Here is a 16,048-nt window from a genome sequence, read left to right as displayed (position 1 = left end):
GAGATGCTTGAAAACTTTACCGCCATTTTACTCTGTGGTGGCAAGTCCAGCCGAATGGGTCAGGACAAAGCCTTATTAGGTTATGAAGCTTCACCTTATCGTTGGCAAGGTATGGCGCCGACCTTACTGGAACACCAGCAACTGCTGCTGATTCAGGCCGGTGCGAGCGAAATTTTACTCAGTGGCAACAGAGCAGGCGCTATAGCCGACCATTGGCCTGGAAAAGGACCGCTGGCCGGTATTCATGCCTGTTTAAGTCAGAGCAAACACCCACTGAACCTGGTGATCCCTGTGGATATGCCGGGGCTGAGTCCGGCTTTGCTGGAAACTTTAGTGCAGCGCCATCAGGGCGATATCAGCGCTTTTACCGAAAGTACTATGCCTTGTGTGCTGCGCCGCTCTGAAGCCATGTTGGATTATCTGGAGCTGCAATTACAGCAAGGTGGTTCAGAGTGTTCACTCTGGCAATTGCAACAGCAATGGCAAGTTCATCAAACGCCCTGCCCCGCACCGGAGCAGCTGTTTAACCTTAATACCATTACAGAATGGCGCCAGCATCAAAACGCCAGGGAGAACTTATGGCCTTTCAGTTCAGTAGCTTATTAACGCCTTTATCCATAGCAGTGCTGACGGTGTCCGACACCAGAACGCCGGACAACGACAGCTCAGGGGATTGCCTGGTCGAGCGTTTAAATGCAGCAGGCCATCAACTGGCAGAGCGGCGTATTGTCAAAGACGATCTGTATCAGATCCGGGCTTTGGTCTCACAATGGATTATTTCGTCTGATATTCAGGTGATTTTGCTGACAGGCGGCACAGGATTTACCGAACGCGACTCAACCCCAGAAGCTATTAAACCTTTGTTGGATAAAGAGATTATTGGTTTTGGTGAGTCATTTCGTCAGTTGAGTTGGCAGCAGGTCGGCAGTTCAACTATCCAATCCCGTGCTTTGGCGGGTTTAGCCAATAAAACCCTGATTGTTTGCTTGCCTGGATCGCCCAATGCCTGCGCCACGGGCTGGGATTTGATTTTATTGGAGCAGCTGGATTCCCGGCATAAGCCCTGTAATTTAGTGCCACATTTAAAAGCTGCCACAACGGCTTTCTGCCAACCAAGGAGTGCCTGATGCAACAACTTACCCATGTGGACCAAAGCGGCCAGGCCTTTATGGTGGATGTCAGCCAAAAAGCAGTGACCACCAGGCAAGCCACAGCCACTGCCTTATTACAAACCACCAGTCAGGTGATCCAGTTGATTGAGCTGCAACTGGTGAAAAAAGGCGATGTGCTCTCCACAGCACGTCTCGCCGGCATTATGGCGGCCAAACAAACCAGCCAACTGATCCCCTTGTGTCACCCGTTGCCGCTGAGTCAGGTGCAGGTACATTTTCAGCTGGATCAAACCAAAGGCCAAATTCGTATTCAGTGTTGCTGCAAAGTCACAGCCAACACTGGAGTTGAAATGGAAGCCATGACCGGAGTTTGTGTCGCCGCTTTAACTTTGTACGACATGGTCAAAGCTGTGGACCCGGCCCTGCAAATCAGCGCTGTGCAACTGCTGGAAAAACAAGGTGGAAAATCCGGTCTATGGCTGGCGCCAAATGTACAGAAGGAAACAGCTGATGCTTAAAGTAGTGTTTTTTGCCAGTTTGCGTGAAGAGCTGGCCACTCGCGAATTGCAGCTTAGGTTACATCAGCCTTTAACAGTGGCAGAGCTAAAACAACAATTGGCCTTAACCAGTCCGGTCTGGCTACGTGAGCTTTGTCAGCGGCAAATCTTGCAGGCGGTTAATCAGCAACTCGTTGGACTGGATCATCTACTACAGCAAGGTGATGAAGTGGCGTTTTTTCCTATGGTGACAGGAGGCTGAATGTCTTTTCATTGCCAGATTAAAGTAGGAGTGCAAACTGAAGACTTTGCCGTTGCAGCTGTTTATCAGCAGTTGCTAACTCAAAGCCCGGACTGTGGCGCTATTTGTCTATTTGTCGGTAAAGTACGGCAGTTTCAACTGGACGATGCAGGCCACAACCCACAACAAACCAGCGCTTTATTGCTGGAACATTATCCAGGCATGACAGAGCGGGTTTTACAGCAACTGGCTGAACAAGCGGCCAACCGCTGGCCTTTGCAACATATTAAGCTTATTCACAGAACGGGGCTGCTAGGGCCAAATGAACAAATAGTGCTGGTTGCAGTGTCTTCGCCGCACAGAGCTGATAGTTTTGCCGCGACAGAGTTTTTAATGGATCAGCTCAAAAGCCAGGCGCCTTTTTGGAAAAAACAGCACCATTTATACCCACAACAGCATCAGCAACAAAGCCAGTGGCTGCAATCAAAAGACAGCGATCTGGCGGCAGCCAGACGTTGGTATAGCCCGGAACAATTACCGCTGCTGTTAAAGGCCACAGATGCGCGGCCTTAAGTTGGTTTTTACTGCGCTGATTTTCAGTTGCAGTACCAATGCGGCACAGCTGATAGCAGCAGCTTCAGATTTACGCTTAGTACTGCCAGTGCTGTTGCAGCAGTATCAGGCAAAAACCGGCGTCAGCATCAATGCGGTATTTGCCTCCTCCGGCAAGCTCAGTCAACAAATTCAGCATGGTGCGCCTTTTTCGTTATTTTTGGCGGCCGACTCTTTGTACACCAACAACTTGCTGCAACACTGCAGCCCAAAACAGCGCTGCCAAACCGGCGTATATGGCCATGGCCAGTTATTGATTTGGTATCACCATCGTTTTCAAACGGCAGAACAAGCGCTGGCACAAAGCCATCATATAGCCATAGCCGATCCAAGCCATGCGCCTTATGGCAAAGCCGCTTTGGCCTATTTGCAGCAGCACTCACTTCGGCCAGAGCTGCAAGCCAAAATACGCCGCAGTGATAATGCCGCTTTGGTATTGCATATGCTAAGTACAGGCCAGGCAGAAGTGGGTCTGATCGGTCATGCACTTATGCCTGCAGCCCAATTGCAGCAGTTATTGCCACAATCCCAACAGCAGCAACTGCAGTTATTACAAAAGCTGGGCCAGACAGAGGTTGTGCCTGCACATTTATACCCGCCCATCCTCCATAGCTGGTTTTACCAGGCTGATCCCAAACAACCTGATATCAAAGCGTTTTTAGACTGGATGCAGGCCGCCGAACAACAGCAGTTTTGGACCGACGCTGGCTTTAAGCGGGAGCACAACTAATGCTGTATCCATCTGAATGGCAAGCCTTGTGGCTGACAGTAAAACTGGCACTGCTGAGCAGTTTTTTATTACTGCTGCTGACAGCACCACTGGCCTGGTGGCTTAGCAGGGGCCAAAGTTCAGGCCGCAATGCAATCAATGCCCTGTTGACCTTGCCTTTGGTCTTACCCCCTACCGTCTTAGGCTTTTATTTAGTCTTGTTATTAAGTCCGGATTCCTGGTTCAGCCAGCTACTGCGACTGATGGGGATTGAAGCTTTGGCTTTTCGTTTTGAAGGCCTGGTACTGGCTTCTATGTTGTATTCTTTGCCTTTTGTGGTGCAGCCGCTGCAACAGGGCTTTGGCCAAATTGCTCAGGATTTACTGCAGCAAAGCCAGGCCTTAGGTGCCAACCGCTGGCAGTTAGTGGCTCAGTTAATTTGGCCGTTAAGCCGCCCTGCTCTTTTTAGTGCTTTTATTTTAAGTTTTGCCCATACGCTGGGCGAATTTGGCATAGTGCTGATGATAGGCGGCAATATTCCGGGCCAGACCCAGCTGCTGTCGATGCTGATTTATGATCAGGTCGAAAGCCTGAATTATGCCCGCGCTCATCTGTTATCCGGCTTGTTATTGCTGTTTTCTTTTTCTGTGTTGTTTTGGTTGTATCAGCAACAGCGAGGCCCACAACAGAGAGTGCAGCAGCAAAGGAACCAGCAATGAGTCTGCGGCTAAAGCTACACTGGACGACCTGCAACTTCCATTTGCAGCTGGAATTGGAGCTTAACAATCACTGGATTGGCATCTATGGCCAATCCGGTAGTGGTAAAACCTCGATGCTTAAAGCCATAGCCGGACTATTGCCAACGGCCACAGAGCATTGCAGTTTTAATGACGAGTTATGGCAACAAGGCTCCTTTGGGCAGCCGTTATCAAAGCGTAAAGCGCTCTATCTGGCACCTGAAGCTGTATTAATGCCACATAAAACGGCGCTGCAACAGTTAGAGCTGGCCAGCAGTTGGAGCAAATCCACTGCAGATATCAAGCAGATTATTCAGGACTTTGAATTAGAGCAGCTGCTGACCTTGTATCCGTCACAGCTGTCATCAGGGCAGCAGCAAAAGCTGGCTTTAGCTCAGGCACTTATCGCCAAACCCCGCCTGTTGTTGCTGGATGAAGCGCTGGCCCATCTGGATCATCAACAAAAAGCAGCAGTGCTTAAAAAGCTGAAACTTTATCAGCAACAACAAGGTTTTATGCTGCTATGGGTCAGTCATCAAATGGAAGATTTATGCCTCTACTGCGAGGAAATAATCTGGTTAAAACAAGGCCAGTTGCAGCGGCAACAGCAGCTGTCATCACAGCAATCTAACCAGCTGTTTTATGCGATTTAGCGTAAACAAAACGCCAAAGGCTGCAGCTGTACTTGCTGCCCGGCTTTGACACCTGAACCTGCAGCAGGCAACACCACGAGCGTATCAGCACGCGCCAGTTCAATTAAGGCTGCAGAACTTTGACTGGCGGCAGGCACTACGGAGCCTGAATCTTGTTCAGTGCAAAAACGCGCACGCTGAAACTCCAACCGCCCCGGCTTTTTACCAAAATCTGCCGCTGCAGTGGTATAAAAATCGGCTGAAGGCAAAGCTACAACTCCAGCCGCTTTTTCTAACACTGGCAATACCAACTGTTGAAATGTGATGGCAGCAGACACCGGATTACCCGGTAAACCAAAAAACCAGCAATGGCCTAATTTGCCAAAGGCAAAAGGTTTACCCGGCTTGATTGCCACCTGCCAGAATTGCACCTGTCCCAGTTCGGTGAGCACCTGTCGGGTGAAATCAGCCTGGCCTACCGACACGCCACCAGAACAAATCAACAGATCCGCCTCTGTACTGGCCTGTAAATAAACTTGTCGTAATAGATCCGGATTGTCCGGCACAACACCCAGATCCAAGGTTTCGCAATCAAGCCGCTGTAACGCTGCGTGCAATAAATATCTGTTGGCATCGTAACAATGACCGGGCTTTAACGGCTGACCTGGTTCTGTTAACTCATCACCACTGGAGCAAAAGGCCACTTTCAGTCGGGTATAGACTTGGGCACCGGCCAGACCTGAAGCAGCTAAAACCGCCAGGTCCAAAGCGCCCACTCTATGTCCCACAGCAAATAACAAAGCACCAGCTGCTAAATCTTCGCCAATCCAGCGGATATGGTCGCCCTTTTTGTAACCTTGCTGTGGATCGAACCTGAGTTTGCCTTGTTCCACCCTACAATATTCCTGTATCAACACAGTGTCTGCACCATGTGGAATAGCGGCCCCCGTCATCACCGCCATAGCCTGACCTGCTTGCAAAGTTTGCCGGGCCTGTTGCCCTGCCAAAACAGTGCCAACCAGCTCTAAAGCAACACCAGCCTGAAGATCCTCATATCGTAGCGCATAACCATCCATAGCAGACTGAGTAAAAGCCGGCATAGCGACCGGGCTATAGACAGCTTCTGCCAGCACTTTGTCTAAAAGCATTGGCAAAGGGCAGTACTGACGTTGAGTGGGAGGCTGTACTTCGCCCAACATCAGCTCCAGCGCATCTGCCACACTTAAACTTTGTTGCTGCAAACATGCGCTGCTACTCATAACGCTGTGGCTCATAACCTTTCTCCTTGCAGGCTAAGCTCTGAGGCTATCAGGGCTTTTAATTCAGGAATACAGGAACCGCAATTGGTGCCACATTTCAGCCGCTGCCCAAGTTGCTGATAGCTCTGACAGCCTTGCCGAATGGCCGCACAAATTGAGGCTTCACACACCTGAAAACAGCTGCAAATTACTGCACTTTGCGCCTCGCCAGACCTGCTTCGGCCTGTCAGCAACTGCCGCCTTTCGCTCAAGCTGAGCTCTTTATTAAATTGCTGGTCCAGATACTCCAAAGCTAAATTCAGTGGTTCAGGACTGATAAAAACACAACAACTTAACTGCTCCGCCTGAAAAGCAGCGGCTCTGTAATGACCAAGGGTTAAGGCCTGACTACACAACTCTGGCTGAATACCTAAAGAGGACAACCACAGCTGCAGCCTGGCTGCATCCAATCCAGTGCCAGCTGCAAGTGCCAAATCCATTTCTGCTAATTCCAACTGATAAAGCACAGTCTGGCTCTGTTTTTGTTTGCTGGCATAACCACTGCTGCGACACAAAGGCCACAGCTGTTCATCCAGTTCTGGCTTTAGCATCAGCCAGACCTGCCAGTGTAAATTTAAAGGCAGGATCTTTACTTGCGCTTGTTTTAACGCTGGCTGGCCTGAAACCGGGTCGACCAAAGCGGGGACCAGCACATCGCAGCGGCCCTGGCTGCTAAACTGATCGGTCCAATGAATAGGCACAAAACACTCGCCACTACGCTGAGCTTCAGTCAAACGGACACGAGCATCCATCTGACCTAATGAATTCGATAAACGAGCCAAACCACCATCGGTGAGGCCTAATTGCTCTGCGTCCTGTGGATGCACCTCCAGAAAAGGCTCGGCTCTATGCTGCAGCAAAGCAGCTGCGCGGCCTGTTCTGGTCATACTATGCCACTGATCCCGGATACGACCTGTGTTGAGCAGCAGATGATCCGCAGCCACGTCAGCAGCTTGTTGCTGAGAGACCGCAATAAAACCTGCTTTGCCTGATGCTGTATAAAACTGGCCATCAGAGCCTAAACGAGAGGCCCCATCCGGATATTTGCTGTTCACCGGCCATTGCACAGGTGCTAAATCCTGATACTGCTGTACTGTTAACTGCATCAAACCAGATAAATCAAAAGCCCGCTGGCCACTGTTCTTATAGGCAGATAAAGCCGCATGTTCGGCAAAAATATCGGCAGGCCCGCTGTAATTAAAATGTTCAGCAAAGCCCATAGCTTTGGCAACATCACAAATAATTTGCCAGTCATGCCGCGCCAAACCGGGCGCAGGTAACAAGGCGCGTTGCCGTGAAATACGCCGCTCTGAGTTCGTCACAGTGCCGTCTTTTTCACTCCAGCCTGTGGCAGGCAACACTATATCAGCACAGGCTATGGTATCGGTGTGGCTGACAATGTCAGACACTATCACCAAAGGACAAGCCTGCAGCGCCGCTTTCACCCTATCGGCTTCCGGCATACTGACCACAGGATTGGTGGCCATAATCCAGATGGCTTTTACGTCCCCCCGCTCGACAGCTGTAAATAAGTCCACCGCCTTGTAACCGGGCTGACGACAGATGTTTGGCGCTTGCCAGAACTCCTGCACCAGTTCGATATCGGCGTTTTGACTGTAATCCATATGAGCCGCCAGTTGATTAGCCAGCCCTCCCACTTCGCGCCCGCCCATCGCATTGGGCTGACCTGTAAGCGAAAAAGGCCCACAACCTGCTTTGCCGATGCGGCCTGTGGCCAAGTGGCAGTTGATAATAGCGTTGACTTTATCTGTGCCGTTTTGCGCCTGATTCACCCCTTGTGAAAACAAAGTTAAGGTCAAAGGCTCATCGATAAAACAACGGTATAAAGCTGCCACTTGCTCTGCGGTTAAGTCGCAGCCCAAGGCCACTTGCTCTATAGTGCCGGCTTGTTGCTGTGCAGTCGCCAGTGCTTCGGAAAAACCTTGGGTATGGGCGAGGATAAAGTCGTGATCCAGCTGGTTTTCTTTGGCAAGAAAGCTCAACAAGCCATTAAATAACAACAGGTCCGAGCCGGGTTTCAGCGCCAGATGCAAGTCAGCTCCCTCGCAGCTGGCGGAGCGGCGTGGGTCTATCACGATAATTTTACGGCTGGGGTCTTGCTGTTTGCAGGCCTGAATGCGCTGAAATAACACCGGATGATTCCAGGCCATATTGGCTCCAACCAGAATATAACAACGCGCCAGCTCAATATCGGCATAACAACCCGGCACTATATCGGCGCCAAAAGCACGTTTGTGGCCCGCCACAGTAGAAGCCATACAGAGTCTGGAATTGGTATCGACATGAGGGCTACCAATGAAACCTTTCATCAGCTTATTGGCGACATAATAATCTTCGGTCAGCAGCTGGCCTGACAAATACATAGCCACAGACCCAGGTCCATACTGCGCAATAATAGCGCTAAGCCTGCTGGCTACAGTGTCTATAGCTTCAGACCAGCTGACGGTTTGACCATCCACTTTCGGCGCCAGCAAGCGTCCTTGTTGGCCCAGAGTTTGGGCCAAAGCCGAGCCTTTGACACATAAACGCCCATAGTTGGCCGGATGCTCTTTATCGCCAGACAGCTGCAGTCCACTTTGGTGATCGGCGACTATGCCACAACCCACACCACAATAAGGGCAAGTGCTTTGTAGTTGCATGTCTTTTCCTCTTCCAATAAAAAACGCCCGTCCCTGCTTCCCGAAGAAGAAGCAGTAAGACGAGCGCCTTTGCCCATAATGTTGTTGAAAGAGTAAGCAAAGCCGATGCCAACCCCTGTCTGCTGACTTTTGGCTGGTTGCAGCCGGATAGCACAGAGGGCTGCTGGGAAAAGGGCATGATTCTGGTGCAGACTGACCTAAAAAAGTGCAGTGCTATCGGACTTAAAGTGCAGCAGAACAAACAGGACAATGCGGATTTTTAATAATTTGTACCTGTTGCCACTGACTAAACAACGCATCAAAACACCAGAGCTGTCCGGCCAACTCAGAACCTAAACCAGCCAGAATTTTTACCGCTTCCAACGCAGCTAAACTACCAATCACTCCGACCAAAGGCGATAATACGCCCTGATCCAGACAACTAAATTCCTGCTGTGCCAAAGCACTGCTGTAACAACAATAACAAGGACCTGTGGCAGAGACAGGAAAATAACTGATTTGACCCTCCAGCCGCACAGCAGCCGCAGTGAGTAAAGGTTTCTGTTGCTGATAACAGGCCAGCTGTAACTGCTGGCGGCTATTCAGGTTATCGGTGCAATCAAAAACCAAATCAAAATCAGCCAGCCTGTGATTCAGGCTATCAGCCGTGACTTGTTCATGCCAGCTTTGCAGCATACAACCTGGGTTAACCAGCTGCAGTTTTCGCTCTGCCACTGCTGCTTTAGCCAACCCCAGATCGGCATCCTGATACAACAACTGGCGCGGCAAATTACTTAAGCTGACCTGGTCAAAATCCACCAATGTTAAGTGACCAAGACCAGAGCTCACCAGATAAGGTGCAGCGGCAGAACCGACACCACCCAGGCCGACCAGCAGAACTTTTTTTTCCTCCAGCTGCTGCTGACAATCTTCGTCCCACTGCGACAGCAGAAAATGCCTGCTATACCTTAATTGCTCTGCCATAGGTAACGCCTTAAAACCTGAGATCTGAACTTCCCAAAAATTTGAGCATTTATTGTGCCAGCACATGAAAGTGATAAAAACTGTAATCCTATATTGCCTTTGATACTGTTCTCTATTATAAAGCCGCCGGTAGAGCGTCCGGATTAACTACTCAGCAGAGGTTGTTGTTCAATTGCCAGTAAAGATAGCGCCAAAAGATATTAAGTTGGGTTATGCCATTAAGTTGCCTGTAGGTTGGATGAAGCATCCTTTTCTGACCAATAAACTGGTCGTGGAATCAGTGCAGCAGATCCGTATTATTCAGTCGCTTGAGCTGGATTATGTCTATTTTTATCCGGAGCGCAGCTCGGTTATTCTTGATACCTCAACGGACACCACAGACTGCTCTGTTACACAAGGTTTAGAAGATGTGCAGTTGCGTACTCAAATGCAACTGGATAAAGAACAACGGATAGAGCAAGCCAAAGCACACCGACGCGAGCTGCAAAAAACCGAAAAAGCTTTTGCCCAGTCCATGGCGCAAGTCCGCAATCTGATGACCAAAGTTCAGGGCCGTCCACTTAACGCAATTGAAGATGCAACCCAACTGATCAGCAATCTGGCCGACACTATTCTGAGTGAAGATGCACTGGTATTGCATCTGATTTCACAAGCGGGTAAAGAGCAGGAGTCGATGTACTTTCATGTACTAAACGTGTCTATCCTGGCGATGATGCTGGCAAAAAACTTAAAATACAGCGCAGATGAAGTGAAATGGGTCGGTTTAGGTGCCATGTTCCATGACATAGGTAAGTTGAAAATCCCGAGCCAGATCCTTCGAAAAACCACAGCCTTAACAACGCCTGAGCAAAACTTTATCAAACTTCATCCAAAACTTGGATTGGAGCTGCTTGGCCTGACCCAACAATTCCCAGCTGAAGCCAAAGCTATAGTAGAGCAGCATCATGAGTATCTGGACGGTAGCGGTTATCCGGCAGGTTTAAAAGCGGATGCCATTAACAAGTTGGCCCGAATTGTCGCTGTAGTAAATGAATTTGATAACCTCTGTCATCCGGCAGATATGACACAGGCCCGTTCTCCTCATCATGCTTTATCTGTGATGTTTAAAACCATGAAAGGCAAACTGGGCGATCTGGAAATGAAAGTCATGATTAAGATGATGGGGATTTATCCACCAGGTACTGTGGTGATGCTGTCGGATAAAAGAGTGGGCATCGTCATGGCGGTTAACTCCGACGCTATGCTCTACCCTAACGTACTGATTTATGATGCAGATGTACCGCGGCTTGAAGCGGCCATAGTCACTTTAGAAGCCAATAAACTTTCGATTGAAAAAGTGATTAAACCCAAAGCCTTGCCACCTGAGGTTTTTGCCTATTTAAACCCAAGGGCTCAAGTCAGTTATTTTGTGCAACAAAAAAACTGAGTCAGGTCAAATGCTTCTGGATATTGGCTAAAATTGTGGCATTTTTTGCTACGTGAATACCCTGTTTAGCTTTATAATGTCCGACCAGTTGTAAACCGCTGTTTTACTTCTGTATACAAATCAATGATCAGCTGTCAGGATGTAGTACGCTGAATTTTTACACTGCCTTTCGCAGACGACTTAAAGCGCTCAATAAAGTGGTTTTATTGCCCGCCGGACAGAACTAAAAATTTATGAATAGTCATCCTGGATCAGAACTTCTGATCTCTTTTATCTTGTTGTTAGCTCTGGTCGCAGGTGTCGCCTGGGGTTTTATGGCAAGGCCATTGCGTATAGCGCCTAAAGCCAGTATTCGCTTTTTTTTCGCCAATATGTCGTTAAGCGCCGGTATCTACTTACTCACTGTACACACATCAAACGTCAGTTTTCTGAACTGGTTACTTGCCGACATCGCCATATTGTCCAGCTTTATGCTGATTGGCTGGGGTATTCAAGAGTTATTTAAACTGCATTCAAGTGTGAAACGTGATGGTCTGATTTTACTCTTCACCTGCCTGCTGATGCTTACTGGCCATTTACAACAACTGGATCCGATTTTTTTGGGTGTGGTGTTTTCAGTCACTGCCACTATATTTTTATTTTCAGCCAGCCAACATAATTTTCAGGCCATACAAAAGGATTTTGGTATTGCCGCTGCTTGTCTGATGTCTGCACCTCTGTTTATTGCAACTGCTGTTTTTTTCGCCAGGACCCTGATTTTGCTCTGGCCAGAAACTCATGCTGACAGCTTTGTTGCCACATATACAGCAGAAGCTATGCCCTTTTTATGGTTCTGCGTCATCCTGACATTAACCATTAATATAGTGATGATCGGCGGAGCTTTAGCCCGCCTGGTTGCAAAAATCCGTCAGTTTGCTGAGCGGGATCAACTGACAGGCTTGTGGAACAGAAGAGCAGTATTAAAAAAACTGCAGGAAATGCATGAGCAGTGGCAAAAACAGCAACAAAGTTACAGCCTGATTTTGCTGGATTTGGACCACTTCAAACTGATTAATGACAGTTTAGGCCATGACGCCGGAGACGCAGCCTTGCGTCGATGCGCTACCACCTTATCTGCTGTAGTGCGCACTCAGGACTTAGTCAGCCGATATGGTGGCGAAGAGTTTTTATTGTTATTCCCAGGCGTTACCGCAACAGAGCTTCCTCTGATCGCCGAAAAAATCCGGATCACTCTTGCTGGCTGCCAGTTGATTTGGCAAAACCAGCCGATAGAACTCAGCGCCAGTCTGGGCTACATCACTGTGTACCCTGGCGCCAAAGCCGAGCATCTGCTGACATTAGCAGACCATGCAATGTACAAAGCGAAAGCCGAAGGTCGTAATAAAGCCTGCCCTGCCGTGATCAGTTAACCCGGTCCAATTCAATTACAAACCTCACAGACTACTTGTCAGCCCGTCAGATTCTGCTATAGATGAAAGCACTTTCAGATCTACAAGGTTGGACGGATGCACTGCAAAATTTCTTATTATGTTGTAAGCCCTGTCGCTGCTGTGTTGTTGGGCGGCTGCGGCACCAGCGACTCAGCAAAAGCAACTTCGACAGCTGACAATCCGCAATGGCAATTAGTCTGGCAAGATGAGTTCTCCGGCCATCAGCTCGATTTAAACAAATGGAGCTTTGAAGTGAACTGCGCCGGGGGCGGTAATAACGAACGTCAGTGTTATACCAACAGAGTTGAAAACGCCAGGGTCAAAGACGGCGTACTCACCATCACAGCGCTCAAAGAAAACTTCTCAGGCCCTGCGGCTCAGGACTATACAGCCCACTACGATCCAAACATCACCACTCAGCGTGAATTTACTTCAGCACGCCTTCGCAGCAAAGGTAAAGGGGACTGGACTTATGGTCGCTTTGAAATCAAAGCTAAATTGCCATCAGGACAAGGCAGCTGGCCTGCCATCTGGATGTTACCTACAGAGTGGCGTTATGGTGGTTGGGCTTCTTCCGGTGAAATTGACATTATGGAAGCGGTGAATCTTGGCACTATCACCGATGATATAACGGCTCCGGGCCAAAGCGAGCAGCGGGTGCATGGCACTTTGCATTATGGCAGGCAGCCTCCGGGCAATCTCTATTCAGGCACCAGCTATAAAGCCAGCCACTTTAAGCCCACTGAACAATTTCATGTTTACGCGCTGGAATGGGAAGAAGGAGAAATTCGCTGGTATATCGATAACGTGCATTACGCCACTCAGACCCAACAAGGCTGGTATAGTCAGTCTTTATCTAAAGACGGGGCCTGGCAGCAAGCTGCTGGTGCAGCACCTTTTGATCAGCCTTTTCATTTACTGCTGAATCTGGCCGTAGGTGGCAACTGGCCGGAAAACGTCAATGAAAAAGGGGTGGATCTGGGCATCTGGCCACAACAGATGCAAGTCGATTATGTGCGGGTTTACCAATGCCCAACTGACACACCAGATGGCAAAGGCTGTGGTACGAAAAGCGCTGCGGCAACACAGGTTCCGGGGTATCAGCCACCGGTTTTATCCGCAGGCTGAGCTTGGGTACTTAAAATCAACTGCTGAATAATACGATCGGCCTGGGCTTTATAGACAGGCCATTGCAGGTAATTGCCTTGTGTCAGCACCAGCACCATATCCAGAGTTGGAAATACTGCAATGTACTGACCACCATCGCCTTCTGCTGTGTAATAAGAGACTCCGTCCTGCTTTCGTAGCCAGAAATAATAGCCATAATCGCCAGCTGAGCTTCCGGCCTGACGGCTGGTCATTTGTTGCACCCAGCCAGAGGGTAGCAACTGTTCACCTTGCCACTGGCCTTGCTGCAAATACAGAACTCCTAATTTGAGCATATCGCGGGGCCTCAGCCATAAACGAGCCGAGCCTTCAGGTACACCATCGGGCTGAGTGTCCCAGCGATACTGGCTAAATCCTAATTTATCAAACAGCTGCTGTTTAGCCCAAGGCTGCAACGGCTGCTTTAGCTCACGCTGTATCAGGCGTAATACCAGATTGGGTAAAGCACTGTTGTAAACCCAGCTTTTGCCTGGCCCGGTATTAGGTTGTTGCAGCAGGTAATTCACAAAATTTTGCTGTTGCCACAGTTTTACTAAATCATCGCCTGTCCATTCATCCCAGACAAAACCTGCTTGCATGGACAATAACTGATGCAGGCTAATACTGGCTTTTAGCGGATCAGCTTTGATCATCGGATGCTGTGGTAACAGCTGGGCCAAAGTGCTGTCGACAGTCAAACCTGTCTGCCGTAAAGCGATTCCCGTTAAGGTGGCCGTCACAGCTTTTGTCACTGAAGCAACATAATGAGGTTGATCAATAGACCAGACAAAATCCTGCTGACCTTTGACCAACTTTATCCCCTGTTCAAAGTTGATAAAGTCGTTATTGCCTTTTTGGTAGTGCTCAACCACCAAAGCGCCGGATTTATACAACAGCAGGCTATGCACCTGCTGATAACCGGGCTTGGTTTTATTCTGAATTTGCAGCAAAAGTTGTTGCAACACCTGCTCATTCAACCCTTGCTCTGCTGGCTTTTGCTGCGGAAAAAAAGTATCGGACGCAGCACTCACCTGGAGCTTAGTCTGTGGTGCCTGCTGGCTCTGTGCCAACACAGGAAAAAAAACACAACACAACAGAGCGCCAGAGACCAGCTGTTTGGCTGCAGCAGAGAACATCCTTCAGAACTCCACTGTGCAGCCACGCTGCTGACTTTGCAGCGCTAGTTCTATCAGCCGAATGCCTTGCAAAGCTTCGGTTGCAGAAACAGGGCTGGTTTTTCCATGTTGTAAAGCGGCCACCAATTGCTGGTAAAACAGCTGATAATTACCAGCTAAAGTTGGATAAGTTTTTTGGCCATCGGCGTTAGCCACTACCCCATACATAGCTTCAGGCTCCAATCCCCAATCTACGCCGACAGGTTTTTGACCTGCTCTTAACGCATCTTCCTGCGGATCCAAGCCTGTTTTATGATAACAACCCAAATCACCCTGCAAAATAAAACGAGTGGTTGGCAGCGCACAAAAAGGACTGGAATGCAGCACAACTTCTTTGTCAGTGTAGTGCAACATCAAATGGAAATAGTCCACAGTGTCACTGCCCTGACGTAAAGCGCGACAGCGTGCCGTTAATGCTTCTGGTGCACCAAATAAGGCGATGGACTGATCAATCAAATGTGGCCCCAGGTCGTATAAAATCCCGGTCCCTTCTCCTTGCAGTTCACGCCAGCGTTGCCTTGGCACAGGCCGGAAACGGTCAAAGTGCGATTCAAAATAACGGATAGCTCCAAGTTCACCAGACTCAAGCAACTGCTGTAGCGTCAGAAAGTCACCGTCAAAACGCCTGTTATGGTAAACAAAAAGCTGGCGTTGTTGTTGCTCAGCCAGCTCAAACAGCTCCCACCCCTCCGCCTCCGTCAACACAAAAGGTTTTTCTACCAGCACATGTTTTCCTGCCAGCAAAGCTTGTTTTGCCAGCGGGTAATGACTGTCATTGGGTGAGGTGATGACTACAAGCTCTGCATCAGAGAGACGGATAAGCTCATCAGCATTTTGGTAATGCTTTATATCCGGATAATCCAGCCGCAATTCGGGCTGACTACTGCTGATCGCCATCAGCTCGAGCTCTGGTTGTAGCAAAATAAAAGGCAAATGAAAGGTTTTGGCTGACAAGCCATAGCCTATAACGGCAGTTTTGATCATAAAGGCTCCGGCATCAGTAGAGGCATGATGATGCATTCTAATACGGTAAACACAGCTAAAGGGCAAAAAGGTCAGAAAAAACAGAAGTATGTGAAGGAGTGCAAGCAACCAACTGAACTGCTGTCGCCAGACAGCCTTCCAAATTTTGGACACAAACAATTGTCCGGAGCAATTGTTAACATCGAAACAAAGTGACGATGGTCCGACAGGATAAGTGCTATTGATGACGGCGAGTACAAAAAAATCTGGAATTTTTTTGAACAACGCGTAGCGTTGGCCCGACAGGGTGAGCGCCATGGATGGCGGCGAATACAAAAAAATCTGGAATATTTTTGAACAACGCGAAGCGTTGGCCCGACAGGGTGAGCGCCATGGATGGCGGCGAATACAAAAAAATCTGGAATATTTTTGAACAACGCGAAGCGT

16 protein-coding genes are annotated in these 16,048 nt (G+C 48.9%); 11 read left to right on the top strand and 5 right to left on the bottom strand.

Going from position 1 to position 16,048, the window contains the following annotated elements; translation table 11 throughout:
• Nucleotides 1–3 precede the first annotated feature (3 nt).
• Genes mobA through LSG34_RS18425 form a run of 8 tightly spaced genes read left to right on the top strand, consistent with a single transcriptional unit; the run spans nt 4 to nt 4,561 of the window.
• A complete protein-coding gene (gene mobA / locus LSG34_RS18460; protein WP_233010679.1) occupies nt 4–606 on the top strand; it encodes a molybdenum cofactor guanylyltransferase in 603 nt (200 codons plus the stop codon).
• Entirely contained in the window at nt 579–1,127 is a 549-nt protein-coding gene (gene moaB, locus LSG34_RS18455; RefSeq protein WP_233010677.1) for a molybdenum cofactor biosynthesis protein B, read from the top strand. Before mobA ends, moaB begins: the two co-directional genes overlap by 28 nt.
• Entirely contained in the window at nt 1,127–1,630 is a 504-nt protein-coding gene (gene moaC / locus LSG34_RS18450) for a cyclic pyranopterin monophosphate synthase MoaC (protein WP_233010675.1), read from the top strand. Before moaB ends, moaC begins: the two co-directional genes overlap by 1 nt.
• A complete protein-coding gene (locus LSG34_RS18445) occupies nt 1,623–1,871 on the top strand; it encodes a MoaD/ThiS family protein (RefSeq protein WP_233010673.1) in 249 nt (82 codons plus the stop codon). The genes moaC and LSG34_RS18445 overlap by 8 nt, the downstream gene beginning before the upstream one ends.
• Nucleotides 1,872–2,423 (top strand): molybdenum cofactor biosynthesis protein MoaE, encoded by a 552-nt coding sequence (locus tag LSG34_RS18440; RefSeq protein WP_233010671.1) that lies wholly within the window; start codon nt 1,872–1,874, stop codon nt 2,421–2,423. It begins immediately after the preceding gene.
• Nucleotides 2,410–3,192, top strand: coding sequence for a molybdate ABC transporter substrate-binding protein (gene modA / locus LSG34_RS18435; RefSeq protein WP_233010669.1), 783 nt, complete (start codon nt 2,410–2,412; stop codon nt 3,190–3,192). The genes LSG34_RS18440 and modA overlap by 14 nt, the downstream gene beginning before the upstream one ends.
• On the top strand, nt 3,192–3,890 hold the full coding sequence (modB, locus tag LSG34_RS18430; RefSeq protein WP_233010664.1) for a molybdate ABC transporter permease subunit: 699 nt from the start codon (nt 3,192–3,194) through the stop codon (nt 3,888–3,890). The genes modA and modB overlap by 1 nt, the downstream gene beginning before the upstream one ends.
• Nucleotides 3,887–4,561, top strand: a complete 675-nt coding sequence (locus LSG34_RS18425; protein WP_233010663.1) for an ATP-binding cassette domain-containing protein — start codon at nt 3,887–3,889, stop codon at nt 4,559–4,561. The genes modB and LSG34_RS18425 overlap by 4 nt, the downstream gene beginning before the upstream one ends.
• Here LSG34_RS18425 and moeA read toward each other — a convergent pair.
• From moeA to LSG34_RS18410, 3 genes are all read right to left on the bottom strand, one after another.
• A complete protein-coding gene (gene moeA / locus LSG34_RS18420; protein ID WP_233010662.1) occupies nt 4,558–5,814 on the bottom strand; it encodes a molybdopterin molybdotransferase MoeA in 1,257 nt (418 codons plus the stop codon). The two genes, LSG34_RS18425 and moeA, sit on opposite strands and share 4 nt — an antisense overlap.
• Nucleotides 5,811–8,498: a nitrate reductase gene (locus LSG34_RS18415; protein ID WP_233010661.1), complete on the bottom strand. Its 2,688-nt coding sequence runs from the start codon at nt 8,496–8,498 to the stop codon at nt 5,811–5,813. The genes moeA and LSG34_RS18415 overlap by 4 nt, the downstream gene beginning before the upstream one ends.
• A gap of 222 nt (nt 8,499–8,720) precedes the next feature.
• Nucleotides 8,721–9,461 (bottom strand): HesA/MoeB/ThiF family protein, encoded by a 741-nt coding sequence (locus tag LSG34_RS18410; protein WP_233010660.1) that lies wholly within the window; start codon nt 9,459–9,461, stop codon nt 8,721–8,723.
• A 172-nt stretch (nt 9,462–9,633) separates the two neighbouring features.
• Here LSG34_RS18410 and LSG34_RS18405 point away from each other — a divergent pair, with 172 nt between their 5' ends.
• The 3 genes from LSG34_RS18405 (at nt 9,634) to LSG34_RS18395 (ending at nt 13,445) form a co-directional block, all read left to right on the top strand.
• The gene (locus tag LSG34_RS18405; protein ID WP_233010659.1) at nt 9,634–10,887 is read left to right on the top strand and encodes an HD-GYP domain-containing protein; all 1,254 of its coding nucleotides are present in this window, start codon (nt 9,634–9,636) and stop codon (nt 10,885–10,887) included.
• A 233-nt stretch (nt 10,888–11,120) separates the two neighbouring features.
• Entirely contained in the window at nt 11,121–12,296 is a 1,176-nt protein-coding gene (locus tag LSG34_RS18400) for a GGDEF domain-containing protein (RefSeq protein ID WP_233010657.1), read from the top strand.
• A 96-nt stretch (nt 12,297–12,392) separates the two neighbouring features.
• Nucleotides 12,393–13,445, top strand: coding sequence for a glycoside hydrolase family 16 protein (locus tag LSG34_RS18395; RefSeq protein ID WP_233010655.1), 1,053 nt, complete (start codon nt 12,393–12,395; stop codon nt 13,443–13,445).
• On the opposite strand, the gene LSG34_RS18390 is transcribed toward LSG34_RS18395, so the two are convergent.
• Nucleotides 13,418–14,599: a serine hydrolase domain-containing protein gene (locus LSG34_RS18390; protein ID WP_233010654.1), complete on the bottom strand. Its 1,182-nt coding sequence runs from the start codon at nt 14,597–14,599 to the stop codon at nt 13,418–13,420. The genes LSG34_RS18395 and LSG34_RS18390 overlap by 28 nt on opposite strands.
• Before the next feature lie 3 nt (nt 14,600–14,602).
• Nucleotides 14,603–15,622, bottom strand: coding sequence for an oxidoreductase (locus LSG34_RS18385; RefSeq protein WP_233010652.1), 1,020 nt, complete (start codon nt 15,620–15,622; stop codon nt 14,603–14,605).
• Between the last annotated feature and the right edge of the window lie 426 nt (nt 15,623–16,048).

It is taken from the genome of Rheinheimera faecalis (assembly GCF_021290965.1).
Taxonomy (GTDB): Bacteria; Pseudomonadota; Gammaproteobacteria; order Enterobacterales; family Alteromonadaceae; genus Pararheinheimera; species Pararheinheimera faecalis.
This window is presented reverse-complemented; position numbering and strand designations above follow the sequence as displayed.

Bases quoted from the DNA above. Each gene is read 5' to 3' on its own strand.
- LSG34_RS18395 (WP_233010655.1), top strand. From the start codon at position 12,393: ATGCACTGCAAAATTTCTTATTATGTTGTAAGCCCTGTCGCTGCTGTG.
- LSG34_RS18415 (WP_233010661.1), bottom strand. From the start codon at position 8,498: ATGCAACTACAAAGCACTTGCCCTTATTGTGGTGTGGGTTGTGGCATA.
- moaB (WP_233010677.1), top strand. From the start codon at position 579: ATGGCCTTTCAGTTCAGTAGCTTATTAACGCCTTTATCCATAGCAGTG.
- LSG34_RS18385 (WP_233010652.1), bottom strand. From the start codon at position 15,622: ATGATCAAAACTGCCGTTATAGGCTATGGCTTGTCAGCCAAAACCTTT.
- modA (WP_233010669.1), top strand. From the start codon at position 2,410: ATGCGCGGCCTTAAGTTGGTTTTTACTGCGCTGATTTTCAGTTGCAGT.
- LSG34_RS18400 (WP_233010657.1), top strand. From the start codon at position 11,121: ATGAATAGTCATCCTGGATCAGAACTTCTGATCTCTTTTATCTTGTTG.
- LSG34_RS18390 (WP_233010654.1), bottom strand. From the start codon at position 14,599: ATGTTCTCTGCTGCAGCCAAACAGCTGGTCTCTGGCGCTCTGTTGTGT.
- moeA (WP_233010662.1), bottom strand. From the start codon at position 5,814: ATGAGCCACAGCGTTATGAGTAGCAGCGCATGTTTGCAGCAACAAAGT.
- LSG34_RS18425 (WP_233010663.1), top strand. From the start codon at position 3,887: ATGAGTCTGCGGCTAAAGCTACACTGGACGACCTGCAACTTCCATTTG.
- LSG34_RS18410 (WP_233010660.1), bottom strand. From the start codon at position 9,461: ATGGCAGAGCAATTAAGGTATAGCAGGCATTTTCTGCTGTCGCAGTGG.
- LSG34_RS18440 (WP_233010671.1), top strand. From the start codon at position 1,872: ATGTCTTTTCATTGCCAGATTAAAGTAGGAGTGCAAACTGAAGACTTT.
- mobA (WP_233010679.1), top strand. From the start codon at position 4: ATGCTTGAAAACTTTACCGCCATTTTACTCTGTGGTGGCAAGTCCAGC.
- LSG34_RS18445 (WP_233010673.1), top strand. From the start codon at position 1,623: ATGCTTAAAGTAGTGTTTTTTGCCAGTTTGCGTGAAGAGCTGGCCACT.
- moaC (WP_233010675.1), top strand. From the start codon at position 1,127: ATGCAACAACTTACCCATGTGGACCAAAGCGGCCAGGCCTTTATGGTG.
- modB (WP_233010664.1), top strand. From the start codon at position 3,192: ATGCTGTATCCATCTGAATGGCAAGCCTTGTGGCTGACAGTAAAACTG.